The sequence below is a fragment of the Aeromonas sp. 601027 genome (genome assembly GCF_049174455.1).
Classification (GTDB): domain Bacteria; phylum Pseudomonadota; class Gammaproteobacteria; order Enterobacterales; family Aeromonadaceae; genus Aeromonas; species Aeromonas veronii_A.
This window is the reverse complement of sequence record NZ_JAAKTN010000002.1, coordinates 260,395-284,008: the sequence shown is the minus strand read 5'-3', so window position 1 is coordinate 284,008 and position 23,614 is coordinate 260,395. Positions and strand designations below refer to the sequence as shown.

Genomic DNA, 23,614 nt, shown 5'->3' with positions numbered 1-23,614 from the left:
GACAGTAGTCAGGTGTTACAGGTGGAAGACCATGGAAAATACGTCGTCACTTAATGGCTTTAGCCATGGCATCGAGCAGTGGGTTCGCCAGATGGAGCGGCTCACGCCGTTGCCCAGCGTTGAACGCAACCAGTTGCTCGAGCAGTTGTTGGGGCAGAGCGATCTCGGCGGTCTGCTGACAACTTTTGCCGATCGTGCGGCAAGAATTGTCAGGATCCACGGTCTCTACCTCGATTGTGGCCAGCCCCATGTGCTGATCCAGCACCCGCCGCTGGCCACCCTCAACCTGCACAACTATCCGTTCGAGCTGCGCGGTCAGCATGGCCAGCTGCTCGGCCAGCTCCACTACGAGCTGGAACACCCGCTGAGCGGCAGCCAGCAACGGGTACTGATGCAATACCATCAGCTGCTCTGCCTGCTGCTGCCCCTCTATCTGCGGCTGGAAAAACTGGATCAGCTGGTCCGGCTCGATCACCTGACCGGCCTTGGCAACCGCTCCTACTTTGACGAAGCCATCGGCCGCGCCATCGAGCAGCATAGCCGCGAGCCCCACGGACTGGTGCTGCTGGATCTCGATCGCTTCAAGCAGATCAATGACACTTGGGGTCATCCAGTGGGGGATCTGGTGCTTAGCCGCTTCGCCCAGCTGCTCAAGGGGTGCATCCGCAGCACGGATCAAGCCTTCCGGCTCGGGGGAGATGAATTTGCCCTGCTGCTGCAACCGGCCGAACCCGAGGCGTGGCGCCCGGTCTGGCTGCGACTGCAGCATATGTTGATGACCAACAAGGAGCTCAGCACCTTCTCGGTCGGATGCAGCCTTGGCGCCGCCAGCTGGCAATCCGGGGTCGATGTGCCGAGCCTCTACGAGGCGGCCGACAACCACCTCTATGCTCGCAAAAAAGCCGGCTCAGCCGGCCTTCTCGAATAATCCCGAACTCTTCTTTGCTCCGGCACATGCACGCCATGTGACCGGAGCTTCTTTTTTTGGGGTCCCCGCTCACACCGATCACCTCAGGCAAGATCCTGCTCGGGCAGAACCGGGGCTGTACCGCTTCCCTGCCAGTGGCAGACCAGACCAGTTCCCTCAGCCATAAAGCCGTCGCAAACAAAGAGCCCCACCACCGCCGCCACCTGCTCGCCATAGTAAAGGATGGGGATGCGCCCCCGCTGCCACGAAGGCACGCCATACTCCTGCAGCAGCTTCTTCATCCGCCGACTGCCGCTTCGCCCCACCGGTTTGAGGGGGATCCCGGGCGCCACCTGAAAACGCACCGAGAGCGGCTCATCCGCTCGGGGGGCACGCAGCAGCCCCTCGCCGTGCTCCGCCATGCGCACCACCAGCTCGCCCAACCCGTCCGGCAGGGTCAGCGGCTCACCCACGGTCAGCGGCAATACCTGATGACAGGGTTGCAGGTCAGGGCTCACCAGATAGAGCCGCTCCTGATAACGGCGACAGCTCTGGCGCCCCCAGTTGAGCTGGGGATTGGCATCGCCGCGCGCCAGCGCGACCTCCTGCCACAGCCGGGCAAGCTGCTCACGGGATGGCATCTCGCCCCCCTGCCGGCGGATCCAGTAGCGCAGCAGATTGTTGCGCCGGGTGGGTGAAAGGGCGTGCAGCGGACCGATATGGAGCGCCTCCCCCTCGCCCGCCAGCTGCCAGTCACTCTCGGCCAGCTCATCCAGCAGCGCCTCCTGCTCGGCGCACAGGGCCATGCTGCGCGCCGCGGTCTGGGCCATGGCGGGCCAGCGCGCCTTGAGCTGGGGGATAAGCGTCTGGCGCAAAAAGTTGCGGTCATAACTCACGTCCAGATTGCTCTCATCCTCCACCCAGCCAAAGGGGAGGCTCGCCGCCGCCTCTCCCAGCTCGGCGCGACTCATATCGAGCAGCGGGCGCAGCAACAGGCCGCCGGCAAAGGGCTGGCTTGGCAGGATCCCCGCCAGCCCGCGCAGACCGGCGCCGCGCTTGAGGGCCAGCAGCAGGGTTTCCAGCTGATCGTCCTGATGGTGGGCGGTGAGCAGCCACTCCCCCTCCCGCATCCGGGCAGTCAGCCGCTGGTAACGGGCGGTGCGCGCCTGCGCCTCCAGACTCTCGCCATTGCCACGGGCAAGGGTTACCCGCTCGACCAGCAGCTCCACCGCCAATTGCTGACACACGGCTTCACAATGAGCGACCCACTCATCGGCATGGGGACTGAGGCCGTGGTGCACGTGCAGGGCGCGAAGTGGCAGGCTGTGCTCGCGGGCATACTGCGCCGCCAGCACCAGCAGCAGGGTGGAGTCGAGGCCGCCACTGAAGGCCACCAGCAGACCGGTGGAACCTTCCGGCGCTGGCATAGTCAGACAAAAGCGAGAATAAAGATGAGAAATCATAGGCTTCCCCAAAACGGACCGGCCGATCTTAGCAGAGTCGGGCTTATCAAGCTGCAACACTGCTGCTAGAGTGAGGCTCGCCCGCCCTCTCCACCAGGCTGGCCGCAAGGCGGTCGTATAACCGGTTGGAGCAAGGAAGATGGGCAGGGAAGCAAACAATCGGAATTGGAATCAAACAAGATGAACAATAAGAAAAGCTTACTGGCCGGCCTGATTGGACTGGCCCTGCTGGCTGGCTGCAGTCAGGTACCGCAAGACTCCCCCAAACACTCCGGGCTGGCGCTGGCCAATATGGACACCCAGGTCAAACCCGGCGATGACTTCTTCCGTTACGTCAATGGCAAGTGGCTCGCCACCGCCAAGATCCCCGACGATCGCCCCGCCGATGGCGCCTTCTACATGCTGCGGGACAAATCCCTCGCCGATGTGCGGGTGCTGGTCGAGGGGCTGGCCAAGCAGGAGGCCGCCACCGGCACGCCGACCCAGCAGATCCGCGATCTCTACGCCAGCTATCTGGATCAGGCAGGCCGCGATGCCAAGGGGCTCACCCCGCTGGCACCGGCGCTGGCCGATATCGACCGGATCGGTGATCAGGCCGCGCTGGCCCGCGCCTTTGCCCAAAGTGGCCGCATGGGCGGCGGCGCGCCGTTTGGCATCTGGATCGACGCCGATGCCAAGTCCCCCGACCGCTATGCTGTCTACCTCTATCAAGGTGGACTGGGACTGCCGGATCGGGACTACTACCTCAAGCAGGATCCCGAGAGTCAGGCCCTGCGCCAGAAGTACCAGCAGCATATCGCCGCCATGCTGAGCCGCCTCGGGGAATCTGACCCGAGCGGCAAGGCCAAGCGGATTCTGGCCCTCGAAACCCGGCTCGCCACCATCCAGTGGGACAACGTGGCCCTGCGGGATCGGGAGAAGAACTACAACAAGCGCCCCGCCAGCGAACTGGCACGCCTCGCCCCCCATCTCGACTGGCAGGCTTATCTCAATGCCGCAGGCATTGCTGGCCAGCCGGAGCTCATTATCGGTCAGCCGACCTATCTGAGCGCGCTGGATCAGGTGATGGCCCAGACTCCCATCGCCGACTGGCAGGCCTACCTCAAGTGGCAACTGCTGACCGATTACGCCCCCTATCTTGACAGCGAGACCGACCGCGCCAACTTCGCCTTCTACGGCACCACATTGAGCGGCACGCCCAAGCAGCGGGCCAGCTGGGAGCGGGCGCTCGGGGTGCTGAACGATCATCTGGGTGAAGCGGTCGGCCAGCTCTATGTGGCCCGCTACTTCCCGCCAGCGGCCAAGGAGCGGATGGAGCTGCTGGTGGAGAACCTGCGCACCGCCTACGGCCAGAGCATCAAGGAGCTCGACTGGATGTCGCCCGAGACCAAGGCGCAGGCACTCGAGAAGCTGGCCAAGTTCCGCCCCAAGATCGGCTACCCCGACAAGTGGAAGGATTACAGCGCCATCACCATCAAACCGGATGATCTGGTGGGCAACCTGCAACGCTCGCAAGCCTTTGAATACGCAGACAGTCTGGCGCGCCTCGGCAAACCGGTCGACCGGGACGAGTGGCACATGTCGCCCCAGACGGTGAACGCCTACTACAACCCGAGCAACAACGAGATCGTCTTCCCGGCGGCCATCTTGCAGCCCCCCTTCTTCGACATGACGGCGGATGATGCGGTCAACTACGGCGCCATCGGCGGGGTCATTGGCCACGAGATGGGCCACGGTTTTGATGATCAGGGGGCCAAATCCGACGGTGACGGCATGATGCGCGACTGGTGGACACCGCAAGATCTCAAGGAGTTCCGCTTCCGCACCAGCCGTCTGGTGGCCCAGTACAACCGCTTCGAGCCCATCAACGGCCAGTTCGTCAATGGTCAGTTTACCCTGGGGGAGAACATCGGTGATCTGGGTGGCCTCACCATCGCCCACAAGGCCTACGAGCTGTCACTGGATGGCAAGGAGGCGCCGGTGCTGGACGGCTTCACCGGCGAACAGCGCTTCTTCCTCGGCTGGGCGCAGGTGTGGAAGGGGATGTATCGCCCCGAGCTGATGCAGATGCTGCTGCGCTCCGACCCCCACTCGCCGCCCGAGTACCGGGTCAATGGCGTGGTGCCGAACATTCCCGCCTTCTATGAGGCATTCAACATCCAGCCGGGGGACAAACTCTATCTGCCGCCCCAGAAACGGGTGAAGATCTGGTAACAGCATCACGGCGGGCTCCCCGGGTGCCCGCACTCAACAGACAGCAAGAGGTTGCAAGATGAACAGAGCATTGATGATGGCAGGGCTGCTGACCCTGCCGCTGGCGGCACAGGCCGAAGAGGCATTTAGCAAGCAACTGACCCTCCCCTCCGGGCAGGTGATCCGGGTGGCGCAGGGGGCCGGTGAGCCAGCCTCCATCGGCAGCTATGACGTGCGGCTCTACTCGGGCCAGAACGCCCAATTTCCACTGGATGAGTTTCAGGATGGCAAGGTGATGGCTCGCAACGGCTTTATCCGGGAGCTGAAACTGATCGATTTGAATGGCGACAAGCAGCCCGAGCTGGTGGTCATCATAGAGAGCGCTGGCAGCGGCAGCTATCAGGATGCCGATGCCTACACCGTCAGCCCGCAAGGGGAGCTGGAAATCTTCAATCAGGTCAAGGAGCTGGAGCCCAAAGAGGATGTGGTCAAGGCGCTCAAAAGCCCGCAGGACTAAGCCCTCTCCCCGAATCTGAAATATAAAAAGCCCTGATGATCAGGGCTTTGTTGTTTCTGCTGTTGGCGTAACCAGCTCAGAGGCGGGTCGCCCGAATGGAGACCTGCGGCAGCGCCATCTCGTGCTGGGCCGCCACCAGTTGCAGCTCGTAAGCTCCCGCCAGCCAGGTGCGGGCCAGCACGGCATCCACGCTGGCGTTGGTAAGCTCAAACGCCGCTACCGGGGTACAACCGGCCAGCAGATTGGCCAGCATGGTGGCGCTCAGCAGATCCCCCACCCCGATGGGGTGGCGGGCAAAAGGGTAGAGTGGGCGGGAGAGGTGAAACGCGCCCTCCTCGCACACCAGCAACATCTCGAAGCGGTCCATGGCAAAACCGGCCTTGCCCAGATGCTTGACCATCACCAGCTTGACCCCTTGCGCGCGCAGCTGCTGGCACGCCTCGATGGCCTCCGGCACATTGCGGATATCGCGGCCGGTGAGCTGTTCCAGTTCCAGCAGATTGGGAGCCAGCATATCGGCGCAGGCCAGTGCCCTGGTTTTCAGAAAATCGGCGACGCCGGGTGCCACTATGCACCCCTTGTCGGGGTGACCCATCACGGGGTCACAAAAATAGAGGGCGGCCGGATTGAGCGCCTTGAGCCGGGCCACCGCCGCCAGGATCTCCTCCCCCTGTTCGGCCGAGCCGAGGTAGCCGCTCAAGATCGCATCGCACTCGGACAGCACACCGATCTCCGCCAGGCCGTTTACCAGCTGACGGATATGGCCGCCGGGCATCACCATCCCCTGCCAGCCTTCGCGGTATTGGGTGTGGTTGGAGAACTGCACCGTGTTCATCGGCCACACCTCGATCCCGAGGCGACGCATGGGAAAAACGGCGGCACTGTTGCCGGCACAGCCAAAGACTACGTGGGATTGAATGGAGAGCACTCGCTTCATGATTGGCGACTCACGCAATAAGAACAGGAATTCCGGAGGGAAAAACGGGCCTTGCGGCCCGTTGTTGTCACTTTCGACTGTTGTCACTGTCGATTAACGCAGCACCTTGACGGTGTAGCTGCCATCGGCCTGACGATAGAGGCCGTGGATGTCGGTCTCGAAGCCCGGGTAGTGGGCACCGATCTCGCACAGCATCTCGAGGAACTCGAGCACCGGCAGAGAATCCTGGGTCACCATCTCGCCCGGCAGTACCAACGGAACTCCCGGCGGGTACGGCAGGATCATGTTGGCGCTGATGCGGTCAACCATGTCACGCAGCGGCACTTCCACCACGTTGCCGGCCAGCTCTTGCTGCCATGCGGCGTGCGGAGTCATCTTCATCTCCGGCAGTACGTCGAACGCCTTGAACATCAGCTCCGGCAGACGGTACTTGCTGGTCAGCTCGTGAATGCGCTGCGCCAGCTCCTGAATGCGCATCCCTTCGTAGAAGCTCGGGTCTTCACGATAGAGGCTCGGCAGTATGTTCTTGATGGTCAGGTTCAGGTCATAACCACGTTTGAACTCGGTCAGGGCGCGCAACAGCTGCATCGCCTTGGACTGATCGATACCGATGGAGAAGAGGAACAGCATGTTGTAGGGGCCGGTCTTCTCGACCACGATGCCGCGCTCGTCCAGGAACTTGGAGACCAGTGAAGCAGGAATGCCCTTCTCCAGCAGTTGGCCGTCACGACCCATACCCGGGGTCAGCAGGGTGACCTTGATCGGATCCAGGTACATGTGGTTGTCATCGATGTCCTTGAAGCCGTGCCAGTCATCTTTCGGATCCAGCTTCCAGCACTCGACGGTGTCGATGTTGTCCGGCTGCCATACGTCGAAGAACCAGCCTTCGCTCTGATCACGCAGACGCTTGATCTCTTTGCGGAAGGAGATGGCGCGATCGATGGAGTCCTTGATCAGACGCTTGCCGGTGTTGCCACGCATCATGGCAGCAGAGATCTCGGTAGAGGCCACGATGCCGTACTGCGGCGAGGTGGAGGTGTGCATCATGAATGCTTCGTTGAAGGTCTCCTCCTCCACGTCCCCCTTGATGTGGATCATCGAGGCCTGGGAGAAGGCCGCCAGCAGCTTGTGGGTGGACTGGGTTTCGTAGAACACCTTGCCCGGCATCGCTTCACCGCTCATGCCGCACTTGCCTTCATAGATCGGGCTGAAGTTGGTGTAAGGCACCCAGGCACTGTCGAAGTGGATGTAAGGAGTATCCAGCGCTTCCTTGATGAAGCCGGTGTTGTAGAGCAGACCATCATAGGTGGAGTTGGTAACGACGGCGTAACGGGGAGCCTGGGCACCCGGTGTCGCGGCAACCTTGGCAGCTATGGTGTCGCGGCTGAATTCGCTCTGCGGGATACCACCCAGAATGCCGTAGGCGTTGCGGGTCGGACGGAAGTAGATCGGGGTCACGTCGTTCATCATCATCAGGTGAGTGAGCGACTTGTGGCAGTTGCGATCCACCAGCACAGTGCTGCCGGCTGGCGCTGAGTACATACCGACGATCTTGTTGGCAGTGGAGGTGCCGTTGGTAACGATGTAGGAGCGATCGGCGTTGAAGGTACGGGCGATGTACTCTTCGGCTTCCTTGTGCGGACCGGAGTGATCCAGCAGGGAGCCCAGCTCCGGCATGGAGATGGAGACGTCGGCCTTGAACGCGTTCGGGCCATAGAAGTCATAGAAGATGCTGCCAGCCGGGCTCATCTGGAAGGCGGTACCGCCCATGTGACCCGGCGTACAGAAGGTGTATTTACCCTCTTCCACGTACTTGAACAGTGCCTTGGTGAACGGCGGCAGGATAGCGTCCTGATACTCCTGAGTGGCCTGACCCATCTTGAGGGCGATGTCGTCAGCCATGCCGAGACGGTACTCGAAGAAGTGCACGTTCAGACGCAGGTCGGTCAGGTGAATGTCCAGGGTGGACTGGTCGTTGGCAAAGGCAAAGATCGGCAGCTTCTCGTTGCGATCATGGATCTCCTTGCACAGGCCCAGAGAGTATTTGTCCCAGTCGAAGATGGCGCCGCAAACGCGGGGGTTCTTCTCGATCAGTTTCAGCAGGTCGGCGACGTCTACCGGATAAACAACCTCGAAACCCTTGCGCTCGAGGGAGGCTTGTAGCTGGCGAATGGGTTCTTCTTTAAAGAAAACGCCCAGGTGGTTGAGGATGGCAATGATATTCATCGTAATGCTCCACACGTAAAGGGGCGCTCTCCATCAGGGATGGTGAGTGAAGAGCGCTCGGAAGATAAAAGGGGGAATTAGTTGCTGGGTTGCTCGTTGAGCAGGGCGTCGTGCTGACGCAGACCCTGTTTTTTGGCGTAGAACATCAGGATGATGAGCGACACCACGAAGGTAGCGGTAAGGTTGGAACCCTTGGCGCCCATCAGGGCCACCAGACAGAAGACACAGGCCACACCGGAGAAGATCATGGCGCCGATGCTGCGGGAGGTCATGCCCTCAAAGCGGATCAGGTTAATGCTGGAGTAGAAGTAGGGCAGCATGGTCAGCAACACCGCATCTGTGGTCAGCACATTGAAGAGGTCGGCAGCGTGGGCGGACTGGGAGGTGAAGGCGGTCAGGCCAATCATCAGGGCAGTCATCTTGAGGGAGCCCAGGATCAGACCCTTCTTGGCCACGCCGTTCTTGTCCACTTCACCATAGATTTTCGGGAAGTTGCCGTCGTTGGCGGCACGCTTGCCCGCCTCGCCCACCAGCATCATCCAGGAACCGAGCGAGGTGAAGCAGGCCAGGGCGGTGAAGGCAGAGACGAATGGTGCAGACCAGCTACCGAAGATGGCGGAAGAGGCCATGGCAAACGGGGCGCCGGAGGCAGCCACTTCACCGGCCGGGAACATGCCGCTGATCACCTGGGTAGAGAGGATGTAGATAACACCGGCGATACCGGTACCCAGCATGGTAGCGAGCGGTACGGTGCGCTTGGGATTCTTCACCATGCCGGAAGAGACGGCGGCAGATTCAACACCGACGAAAGACCAGAGGCAGATCAGCACGGCGCTGATGACCGCATGCAGGTCGCTGCCGCTGGTGGTGTTCCAGTTCTGGCTGTAGACAGTGGCATCAAAATGACCCCAGCCCATCACCGCTGTACCGACAACTGGCAGCAGGATCAGCACCAGACCCAGAGTACAGAGTCGGCTCACCCAGCTACCGCCAAGCAGGTTGACGAAGGTGAAGATCCAGACGGCAGCGATGGTGGCTGCGGCGGCCGGAATTGGGCTATTGAGAATGGGGAAGAAGACCGAGAGGTAGGAGACGCCGGTAATGGCGATGGCCAGGTTACCGATCCAGTTGGCGTGGTAATAGAGCACACCGGTCTGGAAACCGAACACCGGAGAGATCTCGCCAGCGTAAGCAATGGGGCCACCCTCTTGCGGGTTCTTGGTAGCAAGGCGGGCGAAGACAAAGGCGAGGCCCATGGCGCCTACCAGACAGATTGCCCAGCTAAAGACAGAGATGGAGCCGATGGTGGCCAGTGCCGAAGGCAGCAGCGCAATACCACTCCCCATCATGTTGCCGGCCACCACACCTGTACAGGCGATAAGGCCAATCTTCTTGCTCGTATCGAGGGACATAAGATCTCCGGTTCTATAAAAGGTCGGGTCGTCACATACACATTTGGCGGAACGCCCCGCCAAAGAATGGGCACAGACTAGGCCTCTCATCCCCGGAAAACATAAAGACCAGCTAACGGATAAAAATATGAGGCAACTTTTTTCGCCGCCTCGTCACTTTTGATAAAAACCATTTAAAAACAGTAAATTGACATCACATCACACAGCCCTCTTGATAAAACCTTGATATCCGGCCAACCCGTTTTTGCCCCTTGATAACCCCCTTATCTCGCCGTCTTGATATTTTTGGTCAGATAAACCCGGGATAAAGCAGCGCCCATTGCGCCCCCTCCCCTTGTAACCATCCGAACGCCCAGCTGACCATCACCCTGAGTGGCCACTCACCTCCTGTTCGCCCCTCAGCTCGGCTCATCACAATCCAAACTCAGAGGTAAAGCGCAACGGCGATAACCGGTAAGCAATGAGAAATGGGTCGAGACAGACAGCTTATCCCGCCGCCAACCATGAGCAGATGTCACAAGCTGCACACGGCGTAAAGCCGAACAAACGCGAGTGCAACGAATGCCGTGGGCAAGGCAAGTGGGGATAGTGGGGAGCGGTGGGGGATAAATCATGACTCGCCAGAGCGACTATCCCCAATGGCAAAGAAGCAGGATTGAGACGAGCAGAAACCGCACAGGCCGCCCGAAGGCAGCCTGTGGATGGGGCCGGCAACCGCACCGACCGGGGGAAAACCAACACTGCAGAGTTAGAAGAGCTTCACCTTGCTCTGACCCAGCGCATTGAACAGAGCCGGGGTGAGGCTCTCCATATTGCTGTAGAAACCGAGCTGCTGGCAGAGCAGATAGGTCTGCTCGGTCGCCTCCATCAGAAAGGCCTGACTGTAGGCATCACCCGCCGCCTCGGGACGACCGTCCAGCTCCGCCAGCTTGCCCTGCAGTATGTAATAGAGCACCGAGCGGCCGCGACTCGCCGCCTTCTCCAGCAGATAGTTGGCCTGCTGTTGCTGGCCGTTGAGGAGCGCCTGCAGGGTCAACGCCTCCCACACCCGAGCAGGGAGAGCGCCGCTGTTTTGCACCACGCTGGCGAGATGGGTGCCAATCCCCTGCAGCCGTTCGCTCTCGGATTTGCCCGCCAAGGTGGCCAGCGCCTCGCCCGCCAGATAGCGCTCCGCCAACAGCAGCGGCTGATCCGGATGGGCAATCAGCGCCTGCTCCAGCAGATCGATGCCACGCTTGAGGGCGACCGGATCCCGGCTGTTGATGTAGTACTGCGCCTCCATCATCGCCATCAGGGAGGCATCATCGGTCGGCCAGCCCATCCCCGGCTCGGCATCGGGTTGGTCGAGGGCGCGCAGCAGATCCTGGCTGCTGGCCTGCAACACGCCGTGCACACTGTGGCGACTGAGCTGGTACTGATGGCTGAACAGCACCCGGTTGGTGTTGATATTGCGATACTCCAGATCGAGATAGGTGCCACGGGGCTGGCGGGTGACCCGCACACTCAGCTCCTTGCCGGGCATGATGCCCCCCATCAGAGTGGTGGCACCATACTGCACCCGCAGCGGCGTAGCCACGGCCACCTCCCCCATCAGGGCGCGGGTAATGCCATCGGCGAGGCGCACGTTCTCGTTGTTGTCATCCATACCGGAGTGGAAGCGGAACACCAGCAGATTGGGATCCAGCATGGCGTGTACCTGGGGGCTGGTGTGCTGGTAGCTGAGCATGCTGACAATGGCGATCAGCACGATGGCAACGAAGATATCGAAACTCACCATCTTCCAGCGGCTGCGGGCATCCTTGGCATGGGTAGAGATGGCGCGGGTCAGGGGCCCGGCGGGAAAAGGGGCGACATTGGGCTGTGCATCATCATCCTGCTCAGCCACGGGCGGGCTCAGATCGGAGAGCGTCGGGTTGTCGGAGAGAGCGGTATTGACCGCGGGCGCGGGCTGCTCGTCCGCCATCACCACGGAAACCACCTGCAACGGCCGCACCGGTGCCACCAGCTTGTAGCCGCGCTTGGGTACGGTGACGATATAGTCGGTCGCATCGGTGCGACCATCTTTGAGGATCTTGCGCAGTTCGAAGATGGACTGGGTCACTACCTGATCGGTCACCTCGGCGCCATCCCACACCTCGTTGATCAGGGCATCGCGGCCAAACACGGTGCCGGCATTGTGGGCCAGAAACCGCAACAGATTGACCAGTCTGGGTTCGAGGTAGACCTCACGGTCGGGGCGACACAACATGTTGTCGTCAACGCTCAGGGTCCAGTCGTGGATCTCAAAAACCGATTCGCTCATGATTCACTCGCTGCAGATGGTGACAATGCACGATGAGAGAGACGCAAAACCCGGGCTGACTGAACGGAACAAGGCGCTATCACTACAGGTGACAGATAAAAAGAGAACCGAAGCAATCACATCTCTGAGAGTCAGTCTGGCCAGGCCATCCTGTTTACGTCTGAAGGGCATCCTTGCGGGCATTCCGACCACCGGGATCGGAAGGGATCACTTTAAGCAAAACGGGAGCTGGATCCCACTTTTTTTGGCTATAAATCGCCGTTGAGTTGATCCGACACCGCACTTTTCGGCAAATAGCATGCCAACTAGTATTCATATGAACATCCCATATGCCGGAATCAAAAAGCCCTGAACATCAGGGCTTTCTCATTTCTTCGACAATCGGGGAGACGTTACTTCGCCAGCGGGAGCGCATCCTGCTGACGACTGCGGCGCAGATGACGCCGCCACAACGAGAAGCCGCCGTAGCCAAGACTGAGCACCACCGCATAGAGCACCTGAGTGGAGAGTGCCACCAGCACCAGAGCGCAGAGCAGTACGCTCACGCCCGCCAGTCCCTTGCCCACCCCGCCGAGCAGACGCCAGCCCGCCGCCATGCAGAGCAGGTAGACCAGCACGAAGTTGCCGTTGGCGTAGCGGATCAGCTCATCGAGCGGCAGTCGCAACCAGATGATGAGGGTGATGCAGAGCAGACAGATGGCGAGCACTAGGCCGAGCGCCCGCAGCGGCGCGCCGCGCGCGGTGAGCACGGCCAGCGAGGGGGGCAACTTGCCTTCCCGTGCCATGCTCCAAATAAGCCGGGCAAAGCCCTGAATGTAGATGTTGATGCTGGCAAAACAGGATAGGTAGCCGAGCACCGCCACCAGCCACTTGGCGGTGGGGCCGAACAGCAGCGCCAGCAGGGAGGGGATGGCGGTGGCGTTTTTCGCCTCATCGCCGTAGAGGCCATATTTGAGCACCACCAGCGAGTGCACCCAGTAGATAAGCCCCGCCAGCAGCACCCCGCCGAGCAGGGCGATGGGGTAGTCCCGCTCCGGCCGCTTGAACTCCTCACCCATATGGGCGAAGGCTTCCAGCCCGACGAAACACCAGAACATCACCGCCAGCGCGGTGGCCATAGGGGGCCACTCATCCGCGCTAGGCAGCGGCCGGGCCGCATCGCGCCAGCTCACCTCCCCCTTGAACCAGATCAGCAGGGTGAGCCCCAGAATGGCGAGCGCTATCAACAGTTGCAGGTTGCCGGAGGAGCGCGCCCCGCGCAGCCCCAGCAGAAAGACCCCGAGCAGGGTGAGCAACTGGATGGCCCAAAGGGTCCACTCCCCCATCTCGAACAGGGCATGCCAGAAACCGGCGGCAATCATCAGGGCGGCAGGCAGCCCCACCGGCAGCACAGCCAGAAAGAGGAAGGCGGAGAAGCGCTCGGCGCCGTTGCCAAAGGCGAGGCCGATCAGGTGCGGCGCGCCGCCCGCATGGGGATAGCGACGGCCGAGGCGAGCAAAGGTAAAGGCGATGGGCAGCACCAGCGCAATCAGCAGCAACCAGGCCCAGAGCGAGGCCCCACCCGCCAGCGAGGCGGCGGTCGCCGGTACCACGAAGATCCCGGTGCCAAGCAGCGAGGTGGCGAGCAGCCCCATCCCCTGCCAGAGCCCGAGATCCTTTTTCAACCCAGACATATCCTTTTGTCCCGACTAGAAAAACATCCCGCCATGTTAGGCCTGCTCCGCCCCTTTGTTAAGCACGATGGTTAAGCGCGGTGGCGAGAATATGCAGCCTTTTATTCAGGCTCGGGCTCAGCTTGCAGGGACTCGGCCAGAAAATCCCCCAGCAGGGTGATCTTGAGCACCTGCCGCCGCGCCGCCGGATAGATGAAGTAGAGGGTCTTGGCCGGGCTCTGATAGCGACCAAGCAGCGGCAGCAAACGCCCCGCAGCGATATGCTCACGCACCTGTTCGGCCGGCTGCAAGGTGATGCCAGCCCCCGAGAGCGCAGCCGTCAGCAAGGCTGGCCAGTGATTAATGCGCAGGCGCGAGGCAACCCGCACCTCCTCGCTCTGACCATCCTCACCAACAAACTGCCAGCGCTCGTGCTCGCCCCAGTTGCCGTGCAGACACTGGTGGAGGGCGAGATCGGCCGGATGACGGGGCACGCCGTGGCGATTGAGGTAGTCGGGGGCCGCGCAGAGGCGGTAGTGCTGGGTCAGCAACGGACGGGCAATCAGCGCCTCATCCTGCGGGCGCAGGGTACGGATGGCGGCATCGAACCCCTCCTCCACCAGATCGACCCAGCGGGGGGTAAGCTGCAGATCCAGATCCAGCTTGGGGTAACGGTCGAGAAAAGCGGGCAGCAGCGGCACCAGCCGGTGGTGGCCAAAACTGAGGGGAGCGGCGATGCGCAGCCGTCCGGCCGGCTCGGCCAGCAGATTCTGGGTGAGCGACTCGGTCAGTGCCAGCTCCTCCAACACCCGCTGGCAGCGAGCGAGAAAAAGCTGGCCCAGCTCGGTCAGGGTCTGCTGGCGGGTGGTCTTGTGAAACAGCTTGCCCCCCAGCCACTGCTCCAGCCCCAGCACATGCTTGCCCACCATCTGGGCGCTGACCCCCTCTTCGCTCGCCACCGCGCTGTAGGAGCCGAGATCCACCACCCGGGTGAAGATACGCATGCTGGTCAATCGGTCCACAACCCCTCCTTTTTGCCCGTTTCAAGGCCATTTAGCCCGCGACAAAGCCCCTGATTCACAACCAAAAGTTTAGTAAGAAATAGATTTCAGTCAATTTATTTAACTTTTGGTTACCAATATAGTGATGCCGTCCCTTCCCCACAGGATAAATTCCCATGAAAAGCACCTATCTGGCCGCATTACTGGTCGGTCTGCTGGCCAGCGGCGCCAGTCAGGCCGCCGAGAGCAGCTTTATCAGCAACCACGACCATGCCCCTGCCTCAGCAACTCAAGCCCAGCCCGATATCTTTCGGGTCAGCCTGCTCGGCACCGGCACTCCGGTGCCCCAGATCAGCCGGGGCGGCTACAGCACTCTGGTCGAAGCGGGCAACCAGAAGCTGGTGTTCGATTTTGGCCGCAACTCCGCCACTCGCCTGTGGCAGCTGCATATCCCCATCGGCCGGGTCAACGCCTTCTTCCTCACCCACTTTCACTCCGACCACACCAACGGGCTGGCGGATCTCTGGCTGACCGGCTGGCTGCAACCGGCCTATGGCCAGCGCCACGCGCCGATGGAGCTCTACGGCCCCAAAGGCACCACAGCTCTCGCCCGTGGCTTGCAGCAGGCCTACGCCACCGACATCGCCACCCGGGTCAAGGATGAGGGAACGCCGCTGGACGGGGTGGAGATCAACAGCCACGAGGTCACCGCCGGGGTGGTCTACAACCATGACGGGGTCAAGGTGACTGCCTTTGACAACGACCACGGGGTCAACATCAAGCCGTCATTCGGCTATCGCATCGACTACCACGGCCACAGCGTGGTGCTCTCCGGCGATACCCGCTACAGCCCCGAAGTAGTGAAGCAGGCCAAAGGGGCCGATCTGCTGGTGCACTGCGTCTCCATGACCTCTGCCGAGCAGATGAAGGCCAACCCCGGCTACAAGGCAATCGCCGGTCACCTCGCCTCCCCTGAGCAGGCGGCCCGGGTAATGAACGAAGCCAAACCGGCGCTGACCGTGTTCAGCCATATCGGCCTCAACGGCAAGATCAGGGTGAAGGATCTGGCGCAGGATCTGCGCGCCCGCTACTCGGGCCCCTTTGTCATCGGCAACGACCTGATGCAGATTGATCTGCCCACCACGGCCTCCGGCAAGGGCTATGCCCTCTGGCAGTCGGAGAATATCGACAACAAATAGAGGCACGGATGCCGGTCAGCCATGGCCGGCATCCGCAATCGACACCGGGGGCTATCTTTAAGGGGTGTTTGACCACAAGGAGTTATCCCTATGAGCCTGAAATGGAAGCACCTCGCCCTGGCCACTCTTCCCTTGTTCGGCATGTCGGCCGCGCAGGCGGCAGTGTTGACCAGCCTTGAATGGCCCCCTTACACCAGCGCCAGCCTCCCTGAGCAGGGCAAGAGCAGTCGGGTGGTGACCGCAGCCTTTGCCCTGGCTGGCGACCCGCTGACCATCAAGTTCTATCCCTGGCAACGGGCCGTGGACGAGGCGACCAACAACCCCGAGGTACTGGGTTATTTCCCCGAGTATCTCGACCCCAAGAGCAGCTGCCTCTTCTCCGACCCCATAGGTAACGGCCCTCTCGGCTTTGCCCAGCGAGCCGATCAGCCGGTCACCTGGCAAAGCCTTGATGACCTCAAGGGCAAGAAAATTGGTGTCGTCACCGGCTATGTGAATACCACCGAGTTCGACGAAAAAGTGGCCAGCAAGGCACTCTCGGCTGACGCCACCAGCTCGGACAGCCAGAACCTGCTCAAGCTCGGCAACGGTCGGCTCGATCTGGCGGTCATCGACCAGAATGTGATGACCTATCTGCTGGAGAGCGATCCCCAACTCAAGGACGTTGCCGCCAACCTCGGCTTCAACGGCAAGATCCTCGAGGACAAGTCCCTCCACGTCTGCTTTACCAACTCCGCCAAGGGGAAAGAAGCGCGGGACAAATTCAACAAGGCGCTGGCCAACGACGAGGTGAAGAAGCTGATGAAGTAGCGATACCGCATCCGCTCGGCGCCCCAAACAGCCATAAAAAAAGCCGCCTCTTGCGAGGCGGCTTCTTCATTCAACTTGGTAACCGGAGTTATCAGGCAATCAGCTTGTAGATGATACCGGACATGGCGATCAGGCCGATGATGGTCACGAAGCCGTTGCTGATGTTGCCAGCGTATTTGCGCATGGCCGGAACCTTGGTGATGGCGTACATCGGCATCAGGAACAGCAGCATTGCGATGATCGGGCCGCCCAGGTCTTCAATCATGCCGAGGATGCTCGGGTTGATGGTAGCGATGGCCCAGGTGGTCAGGATCATGAACACGGCAGTGACTTTGTTCAGCTGCTTGGTGTCAACGTTCTTGCCTTTCTCGCGCAGCGCCTTGGCCATCAGGCCGTTCATGCCTTCTTGCGCCCCCAGGTAGTGACCCAGGAAGGATTTGCTGATGGCAACCATGGCGATCAGCGGAGCCACAGTACCGATAACCGGGTTATCGAAGTGGTTGGCCAGGTAGGACAGGATGGAGATGTTCTGTTCTTTGGCAGCAGCCAGGTCAGCCGGGGAGAGGCTCAGTACGCAGCTGAATACGAAGAACATAACGGTCATCACCATCATGACGTGGGCACCCAGCAGGATGTTGCTGCACTTCTTCTCGGCACCTTCACCGTAACGACCTTTGTTGTCCACCGCGAAGGAGGAGATGATCGGGGAGTGGTTGAAGGAGAACACCATTACCGGGATAGCCAGCCACAGGGTCTTGATGAAGTCACCGTTAAAGGCGTCGGACAGGGCCGGAGCTTCAGTGATGATGGCACCGTTCCAGTGCGGGATCAGGTAGAACGCCAGACCCATCAGGGTGAGCACGAACGGGAATACCAGCACGCTCATCGCTTTGACGATAACCTGGCCGCCCAGACGAACAACCGCCATCAGACCGAGGATCAGGGCCAGTGACAGAACGGCACGGGGAGGTGCAGACATGCCCAGCTGGTGAACAATCACGCTCTCGACGGTGTTGGTGATGGCAACTGAATACATCAGCACGATCGGGTAGATGGCAAAGAAGTAGAGCAGGGTGATGAATTTGCCTGCGGTCTTGCCGAAGTGCTCTTCTACTACTTCAGTGATGTCGCCATCACGGGTAGAGCCGGACAGCACGAAGCGGGTCAGACCACGGTGAGCAAAGAAAGTCAGCGGCAGCGCCAGGATCAACATGGCAACCAGCGGCCACAGGCCACCTACACCGGCGTTGATTGGCAGGAAGAGCACACCGGCACCGATCGCGGTACCGTACAGACCCAGCATCCAGACCACATCGGCCTTGTTGACGCCGCGGGAGGTGTTGCTGGCTAAACGACCATCAGCTGCAATATTCATGTCAGACATACGTTGTTCCTGTCATCTAGGAAAATGGGATTCTTGTTTGGTCGGGCCTTGGCCCGGTTCCATCTCCCTGGAACGCCTGCTGTCCGTCCTTGATATTAACCTCTCGCCCCCCGGCAACCTGGCCATCACTCCTTGTGACAACAGGATTGCAACAAACAACAGTGCGAGATTTTGACCCTGAGGGTCGGCGCCCGTCTCACTTAACAACCGATTAACGTGCGCCACTCTTGATGGGCTGACTTTAATTAAATGCCCTTATTAATCACAGCGTTTTTTTGAATTAATCAACCAAAGTTTGATTTTGGTCGCCTTTCGGACGACCAAGATCACACTCAAAGCGCCTTATTGTGAGTTTTTTTTAACAATTCAACTTAGTTTCACTGGAATCAATGGCCTGCGAGCAGCTACATATTTGCAACAAGCCACCCATTTAGCGCGGATTGTGTGCGACACGGCCTTGGCGTACCCTTGTGACTCACGCCTTTTTGTTGATTGATGATGACCATTACCCGTACCGATCTCGCCGAACTGGCGGTGTTTGCCGCCGTCGCCCGTCACCGCAGTTTCAGCAAGGCCGCCCTCGAACTCGGGGTCTCCGCCTCCGCCCTCAGCCATAGCCTGAAGGGGTTGGAAGCAAGGCTGGGGGTGCGGCTGCTCAACCGCAGCACCCGCGCCGTGGTGCCGACAGAAGCGGGCCAGCGGTTGCTCAAGCAGCTGCTCCCCACCCTCAATACTCTTGAAGAGGCGCTTTGCGAGCTGGCCCGCAACAGCGATGAACCGGTGGGACGACTCAAGCTCTGCGCTCCGCGCGGCGCCATCGACAGCCTGCTGGCACCTGTGCTGATCGACTATCTGGCCCGTTATCCGCGGATGCAGGTGGAGGTGGTGGAGCAGGAGCTGATGCCCCGGCTGATTGAAGATGGCTACGATGCCGCGCTCTTTTATGGCGATCTGCTGCCCAAGGAGATGATCGGCATCCCCCTCGGCCCGCCTCAGCGTTATCTGGTGGTGGGCTCCCCGGCCTATCTGGCGGAGCACGGTACGCCGGAACACCCGAGCGAGCTGAGCCGCCACGCCTGCATCGGCTATCGCCTCACTCCGCACCACCACTATCGCTGGGCCTTTGCCGCCGATGGCACCATGCTGGAGATCGAAGTGACCGGGCCGCTCACCACCAGCACCCCGGCCCTCTATCTGGGCGCCGCCGAGGCGGGGCTGGGACTGGCCTACTGTCTGGAAGAGGAGGTAAGCCAAAAGGTCGCGGAAGGGAAACTGCTCACCGTGCTGGAGCCCTGGTGCCCTACCTTTGCCGGCTTTTACCTCTTCTATCCCAGTCGGCATCAACTGGGCAGCGGGCTGCGCATCCTGATCGACATGCTCAAGGCCCACTACCAAAACCCCGGATTAGTGAGTAATACTCAGCAATTCATCAAGTGAAACCCTGATTATCACCAAATAAGTATTAATCTAGACTAGCTGTTCGATAATCGAACTCCCCGAGAGAACAGATATGTCTGCCTATTTAACACTGCGGCAACGGGCCATGACCCGTCGCTTCTGGGCTTACGCCCTCCCCTCCATTCTTGCCATGCTGGTCTCGGGGGCCTACTACCTCATCGACGGCATCTTCGTCGGCCACTATGTCGGTGCCGCTGGCCTCGCCGGGATCAACCTGGTCTATCCGGTCATCATGGTGCTGATCGGTCTGGCCGCCATGATCAGCATGGGGGCGGCCACTGCCATCTCCTTCCAGCAAGGGGCGAAAAACGACACGCTGGCCCGTCAGGCGCTGGTCAACGCCCTCTGGCTGCTGGCCGGACTCGGGGGCGTTGCGCCGGTGCTGCTCTATTACACCCACACCGATATCCTGCTGGGGCTGGGGATTGAACAGGGCACCGAGACCTGGAAACAGGCGAGTGACTACCTCACCTGGATTGGCGGCGGTACCCTGCTGCTGGCCAGCAATCTGGCGGTGCCCTATCTGCTGCGCAACGATGGTCGCCCGAAACTGGCCATGGTGCTGGTGAGCAGCGGCGCCGTGCTCAATATCATCCTCAACTACATCATGGTGGGTCGGCTGGGGCTGGGACTGATCGGGACCGCGCAAGCCACCCTGATGGCAGAGGGTGCGGTGAGCCTGATCGGCCTAGGCTACTTCTTTACCCCCTGGGCGCGGCTGCGCCTCAGCTGGCGGGATCTGGTGCCCAACCTCCCCGCCATGCCGCACCTGCTCTTTACCGGTCTGCCGAGCCTGATTGCCCAGTTCAACCTCGGCCTGCTGCTGATGCTGCACAACAGCCAGCTGATGGTGTACGGCAATGTGAAGGATCTGGCGGGCTTTACCGTGGCCGGTTACACCGAAGCTGTCTTTATCGTCATTCTGCAGGGGCTCGCCTTCGGCATTCAGCCGCTCATCAGCAAGGCGGCAGGGGCCAAGCGCCACCGCAACCTCAAGTACCTGATGGAGATGGGGCTCAAGTTCACCTTTATCTACGGCATGCTGGTGTGGCTCACCATCCAGCTGCTGCCGGGACAGGTCGCCATGCTCTATACCGGCGACAAGGATCCCGAGCTGCTGGCCGCCGCCATCAGCAGTCTGACCCTCAACCTCGGCGCCATTCCGCTGGAGGGGATCATCATGTTCGGCATCGTGCTGCTGCAATCCATGGCACGTACCCGTCAGGCGCTGGTCATCTCCATCGCCAAAACCGTGTTGCTGCTGCCGCTCATCTTCCTGCTGCCGCAACTGTGGGGTCGTGATGGGGTGCTGATGGCCCAGCCCGCGACCGTGCTGCTGCTCACCCTGCCGCTCTGCTGGCTGCTGTGGCGCGAGTGGCTGCGCCTGAAGATGGCCTGCGCGCCAAAAAACAAGCGTCGCCCGCAACCGGCCCGCGCACGCGCCGCCGTCCAGCTGGCCCGTTAAGGCCACCAATCCCGCAAAACAATAAAAAACCGGCATCCATTGATGCCGGTTTTTGCTATATGGGCGGGTCTGCCTGCCCTTACACAGGGATTCAGGCCAACACCGCTGCCCACACTTATGCCAATACTTCTGGCCTGAGCTGGGCCATCAGCCCCGGGTTGTCGGAGTAATCCACCGGAATGGCTACCACAGCTGGCCCCTCCACCGCCAGCGCAGCACGCAGGGTGGCGCGCAGCTCGTCGGCCGAGCGCACCGCAAACCCGGCCGCCCCGAACGATTCGGCATAGCGTTTGAAGTCGATGGGGCCAAAAGAGACGCCGGAAGTGCGGCAATACTTCTGCTGCTCCTGCATCGCGACCATGTTGTAGCCGTTATCAACCCAGATGATGTGGACGATATTGCTCTTGAGCCGCACCGCCGTCTCCAGCTCCATGCTCGACTGCATAAAGCTGCCATCCCCCGATACCGAGATCACCTTCTCACCCGGCCGCACCAGCGCCGCACCGATGGCCCACGGCAGTGCCACCCCCATGGTCTGCTGACCATTGGAGATCAACACCTGACGGGCACGGAAGCTGTAGAGGTAGCGGGCAATCCAGATATGGAAGCTGCCCATGTCGACGCAGAGGGTCATGTCGTCGCGTACCAGATCCTGCAGCTCGCGCACGATACGTAAGGGGTGAACCGGATTGCCGTGCAGATCGTCGGCCCGCATTGCCAGTCGCAGCCGCTGCTGGCGTACCCCTTGCAGCAGCCGATCCACCTCGGGGGGACGGATTTTCGGATTGCCCATGATGCGGGTCAGCTGCAACAGGTTGGCGCGGATCGACCCCACCAGCTCGGCAGTCGGGCAGTAGCTGCTGTCAATATCGGCTGGCAGCACGTCGATATGGAGGATGCGCCGCTCCCGATCGCCATTCCACAGCACGGGGTCGTACTCGATGGGGCTGTAGCCGATGCAGATCACCAGATCGGCCCCTGCCAGCAGCTGATCCCCCGGCTGGTTGTTAAACAGCCCCACCCGTCCGGCAAAGTCATCGAAGTGGCAGCTGTCCACCACCCCGGCAGCCTGATAGGTACCGGTCACCGGCAGCCGCGCCTTGTCGAGGAAGGCGCGCACTGCCTCGGCATTCTCCGGCCGGCTCGCCATCAGGCCGAGCAGCACCACCGGATTCTGGGCGTTGCGCAGCAGGGTCAATGCCTGCTCCATATTCTGTTCATCGGCACAGCCCGGCTCCGGCACCTCGCGGGGCACCAGCACATTGCCCTGTACCGGCTTGTTGATGATATCCATCGGCAGGCTGACAAACGCAGCCCCTGGCCGTCCCAGCTCAGCGGCACGAAAGGCGTTGGCCATCACTTCCGAGATCGCCGCCCCGCTGTTGACCTGGGCACTGAACTTGGTGACCGGACGGCAGAGGTTGACCGTATCCATGCTCTGATGAGTGAGTTTGAGGCCGTCGGCACGGCGCACCGCACCGCCCAGCGCCACCATGGGGTCCCCCTCCGAGGTGGCAGTCGCCAACCCGGTAATGAGGTTGGAGCAGCCGGGGCCCGAGGTGACCAGCGCCACCCCCGCCTTGCCAGTGAGGCGCCCCACGGCGGCCGCCATAAAGGCGGCGTTCGCCTCATGGCGCACCACTATGGTCTCGATGGGGGAGTCCTCCAGCGCATCGAACACCCGGTCAATCTTGGCCCCCGGGATCCCGAACACCTGCTTGACCCCTTGCGCCTCCAGATGACGAACCACCAGCTCGGCACCGCACTTCCACTGTCTGTTTTCCATGATATTGCTCCTTGTCTATCAGCCTTCGGCGGCCTGAATGGCGCGATCGAGATCGGCGGGGTTGAGGTCGGCCTGCCGGAAAGCGGGATCCGATGGCAGGGCCAGATTGAGGTGACGCACCACAGAAAGTCGCAGGGTGCCGTGGGCCATGGTGTAGTCGAGCAGATGACCGCCCCCCTTGCGATCGGCGGTGATCATGTGCTCGTGAAAGCCCGCTACATTGACCCCCTGCACGAACGGCGGGCAGCGAAAACCCACCAGAGTCCCCGCCACCGCGGCAAAACGGAACAGCGGTTGCTGTTCGATGGCTTCCAGCATGGGGCGATAGGGGGGCTCCTGACGCGGCACGGTACGTACCTTGGCCGTTTCAAACTGGCCGTCGAGGCGCAGGGCGACGAAGACGTTGTCGGAGCCCACCAGCCGATCCACCCACTGGTGGATCTCGTCACGGCTTAGGGGATGGTCGAAGCGACGCTCCAGACAGGGGCGAAAATGGGTCATCACCGCAAAGGGAGTCTTCTGATCGGCGCGGGCGGGACGGGCCGAGCCATCGGAGCGCAACTGGTGGATCTGGCGCTCGAAGGCGATCAGCTCACCATCGAGGTGATTGAAGGTGCCGAGGCCAAAGTCGCCGTGGCGCAGCAGCTCGCTCATGGTGGTCTCCCCTTCGTAGACCCCCGCCAGCAGGGCGCTCATCAGGGAACTCTGGTAGATCTCACCACCGTCATGCTGCCTGCGCCAGCGGGAAAACTGCTGGCTCACTTCGAGGGCACAGCTGCACCCGGCACTGTCAGATGTTGCAATATGTTCCATTCGGGTTTCACCTCCACCGTGAATCCTGTTAGCGTTCGGATCCAATGGTGACTTGGTTCACATTTCAACACCAATACGCTGATCCCATG

17 protein-coding genes are annotated in these 23,614 nt (G+C 61.1%); 7 read left to right on the top strand and 10 right to left on the bottom strand.

What is annotated here, in order from left to right; translation table 11 throughout:
* Window positions 1-31: 31 nt before the first annotated feature.
* On the top strand, window positions 32-928 hold the full coding sequence (locus tag G5193_RS05075; protein WP_421205206.1) for a GGDEF domain-containing protein: 897 nt from the start codon (window positions 32-34) through the stop codon (window positions 926-928).
* Between the two features lie 83 nt (window positions 929-1,011).
* On the opposite strand, the gene tilS is transcribed toward G5193_RS05075, so the two are convergent.
* On the bottom strand, window positions 1,012-2,370 hold the full coding sequence (gene tilS / locus G5193_RS05070) for a tRNA lysidine(34) synthetase TilS (protein ID WP_421205204.1): 1,359 nt from the start codon (window positions 2,368-2,370) through the stop codon (window positions 1,012-1,014).
* A 180-nt stretch (window positions 2,371-2,550) separates the two neighbouring features.
* On the opposite strand from tilS, the gene G5193_RS05065 reads away from it, so the two are divergent.
* Window positions 2,551-4,584, top strand: a complete 2,034-nt coding sequence (locus G5193_RS05065) for a M13 family metallopeptidase (RefSeq protein WP_216978232.1) — start codon at window positions 2,551-2,553, stop codon at window positions 4,582-4,584.
* 58 nt (window positions 4,585-4,642) lie between these two features.
* Window positions 4,643-5,080 (top strand): PliI family lysozyme inhibitor of I-type lysozyme, encoded by a 438-nt coding sequence (locus tag G5193_RS05060; RefSeq protein ID WP_421205201.1) that lies wholly within the window; start codon window positions 4,643-4,645, stop codon window positions 5,078-5,080.
* Between the two features lie 76 nt (window positions 5,081-5,156).
* Here G5193_RS05060 and pdxY read toward each other — a convergent pair whose 3' ends face one another.
* The 6 genes from pdxY to G5193_RS05030 all read right to left on the bottom strand — a co-directional run bounded on the left by pdxY (window position 5,157) and on the right by G5193_RS05030 (window position 14,631).
* Window positions 5,157-6,017, bottom strand: coding sequence for a pyridoxal kinase PdxY (gene pdxY / locus G5193_RS05055; protein ID WP_421205199.1), 861 nt, complete (start codon window positions 6,015-6,017; stop codon window positions 5,157-5,159).
* A 93-nt stretch (window positions 6,018-6,110) separates the two neighbouring features.
* Entirely contained in the window at window positions 6,111-8,243 is a 2,133-nt protein-coding gene (locus G5193_RS05050) for a lysine decarboxylase CadA (RefSeq protein ID WP_042055201.1), read from the bottom strand.
* Window positions 8,244-8,320: 77 nt separating this feature from the next.
* Complete coding sequence (gene cadB, locus G5193_RS05045) at window positions 8,321-9,655, bottom strand: cadaverine/lysine antiporter (RefSeq protein WP_033136539.1); 1,335 nt, start codon at window positions 9,653-9,655, stop codon at window positions 8,321-8,323.
* Between the two features lie 748 nt (window positions 9,656-10,403).
* A complete protein-coding gene (gene cadC / locus G5193_RS05040; protein ID WP_421205197.1) occupies window positions 10,404-11,957 on the bottom strand; it encodes a lysine decarboxylation/transport transcriptional activator CadC in 1,554 nt (517 codons plus the stop codon).
* A gap of 392 nt (window positions 11,958-12,349) precedes the next feature.
* Window positions 12,350-13,630: an L-methionine/branched-chain amino acid transporter gene (yjeH, locus tag G5193_RS05035; RefSeq protein ID WP_216977219.1), complete on the bottom strand. Its 1,281-nt coding sequence runs from the start codon at window positions 13,628-13,630 to the stop codon at window positions 12,350-12,352.
* Window positions 13,631-13,731: 101 nt separating this feature from the next.
* Complete coding sequence (locus tag G5193_RS05030) at window positions 13,732-14,631, bottom strand: LysR family transcriptional regulator (RefSeq protein ID WP_245131573.1); 900 nt, start codon at window positions 14,629-14,631, stop codon at window positions 13,732-13,734.
* Window positions 14,632-14,786: 155 nt separating this feature from the next.
* Between G5193_RS05030 and G5193_RS05025 the strand changes: the two genes are divergently transcribed.
* Together G5193_RS05025 and G5193_RS05020 are read left to right on the top strand one after the other, a co-directional pair.
* Window positions 14,787-15,809: an MBL fold metallo-hydrolase gene (locus tag G5193_RS05025; protein WP_252412597.1), complete on the top strand. Its 1,023-nt coding sequence runs from the start codon at window positions 14,787-14,789 to the stop codon at window positions 15,807-15,809.
* A 90-nt stretch (window positions 15,810-15,899) separates the two neighbouring features.
* The gene (locus tag G5193_RS05020) at window positions 15,900-16,619 is read left to right on the top strand and encodes a substrate-binding periplasmic protein (RefSeq protein WP_157161224.1); all 720 of its coding nucleotides are present in this window, start codon (window positions 15,900-15,902) and stop codon (window positions 16,617-16,619) included.
* A gap of 91 nt (window positions 16,620-16,710) precedes the next feature.
* On the opposite strand, the gene G5193_RS05015 is transcribed toward G5193_RS05020, so the two are convergent.
* Window positions 16,711-18,003 carry an HAAAP family serine/threonine permease gene (locus G5193_RS05015; RefSeq protein ID WP_005338498.1) on the bottom strand — a complete coding sequence of 431 codons (1,293 nt, stop codon included), beginning with the start codon at window positions 18,001-18,003 and terminating at the stop codon, window positions 16,711-16,713.
* Window positions 18,004-18,501: 498 nt separating this feature from the next.
* On the opposite strand from G5193_RS05015, the gene G5193_RS05010 reads away from it, so the two are divergent.
* Together G5193_RS05010 and G5193_RS05005 are read left to right on the top strand one after the other, a co-directional pair.
* On the top strand, window positions 18,502-19,440 hold the full coding sequence (locus tag G5193_RS05010) for a LysR family transcriptional regulator (protein ID WP_042055187.1): 939 nt from the start codon (window positions 18,502-18,504) through the stop codon (window positions 19,438-19,440).
* Window positions 19,441-19,513: 73 nt separating this feature from the next.
* On the top strand, window positions 19,514-20,926 hold the full coding sequence (locus tag G5193_RS05005; protein ID WP_042055186.1) for an MATE family efflux transporter: 1,413 nt from the start codon (window positions 19,514-19,516) through the stop codon (window positions 20,924-20,926).
* Between the two features lie 115 nt (window positions 20,927-21,041).
* Here the strand turns inward: G5193_RS05005 and alsS are convergent, their stop codons facing one another.
* Both alsS and budA read right to left on the bottom strand, forming a co-directional pair.
* Window positions 21,042-22,712 carry an acetolactate synthase AlsS gene (gene alsS / locus G5193_RS05000; protein ID WP_005338504.1) on the bottom strand — a complete coding sequence of 557 codons (1,671 nt, stop codon included), beginning with the start codon at window positions 22,710-22,712 and terminating at the stop codon, window positions 21,042-21,044.
* 18 nt (window positions 22,713-22,730) lie between these two features.
* Window positions 22,731-23,525 carry an acetolactate decarboxylase gene (gene budA / locus G5193_RS04995; RefSeq protein WP_005338506.1) on the bottom strand — a complete coding sequence of 265 codons (795 nt, stop codon included), beginning with the start codon at window positions 23,523-23,525 and terminating at the stop codon, window positions 22,731-22,733.
* Window positions 23,526-23,614 lie beyond the last annotated feature (89 nt).

Coding starts and splice junctions, on each gene's coding strand:
- cadB (WP_033136539.1), bottom strand. CDS start 9,655: ATGTCCCTCGATACGAGCAAGAAGATTGGCCTTATCGCCTGTACAGGT.
- cadC (WP_421205197.1), bottom strand. CDS start 11,957: ATGAGCGAATCGGTTTTTGAGATCCACGACTGGACCCTGAGCGTTGAC.
- G5193_RS05065 (WP_216978232.1), top strand. CDS start 2,551: ATGAACAATAAGAAAAGCTTACTGGCCGGCCTGATTGGACTGGCCCTG.
- G5193_RS05005 (WP_042055186.1), top strand. CDS start 19,514: ATGTCTGCCTATTTAACACTGCGGCAACGGGCCATGACCCGTCGCTTC.
- G5193_RS05025 (WP_252412597.1), top strand. CDS start 14,787: ATGAAAAGCACCTATCTGGCCGCATTACTGGTCGGTCTGCTGGCCAGC.
- G5193_RS05075 (WP_421205206.1), top strand. CDS start 32: ATGGAAAATACGTCGTCACTTAATGGCTTTAGCCATGGCATCGAGCAG.
- G5193_RS05050 (WP_042055201.1), bottom strand. CDS start 8,243: ATGAATATCATTGCCATCCTCAACCACCTGGGCGTTTTCTTTAAAGAA.
- alsS (WP_005338504.1), bottom strand. CDS start 22,712: ATGGAAAACAGACAGTGGAAGTGCGGTGCCGAGCTGGTGGTTCGTCAT.
- G5193_RS05015 (WP_005338498.1), bottom strand. CDS start 18,003: ATGTCTGACATGAATATTGCAGCTGATGGTCGTTTAGCCAGCAACACC.
- tilS (WP_421205204.1), bottom strand. CDS start 2,370: ATGATTTCTCATCTTTATTCTCGCTTTTGTCTGACTATGCCAGCGCCG.
- pdxY (WP_421205199.1), bottom strand. CDS start 6,017: ATGAAGCGAGTGCTCTCCATTCAATCCCACGTAGTCTTTGGCTGTGCC.
- G5193_RS05020 (WP_157161224.1), top strand. CDS start 15,900: ATGAGCCTGAAATGGAAGCACCTCGCCCTGGCCACTCTTCCCTTGTTC.
- G5193_RS05060 (WP_421205201.1), top strand. CDS start 4,643: ATGAACAGAGCATTGATGATGGCAGGGCTGCTGACCCTGCCGCTGGCG.
- budA (WP_005338506.1), bottom strand. CDS start 23,525: ATGGAACATATTGCAACATCTGACAGTGCCGGGTGCAGCTGTGCCCTC.
- G5193_RS05010 (WP_042055187.1), top strand. CDS start 18,502: ATGACCATTACCCGTACCGATCTCGCCGAACTGGCGGTGTTTGCCGCC.
- yjeH (WP_216977219.1), bottom strand. CDS start 13,630: ATGTCTGGGTTGAAAAAGGATCTCGGGCTCTGGCAGGGGATGGGGCTG.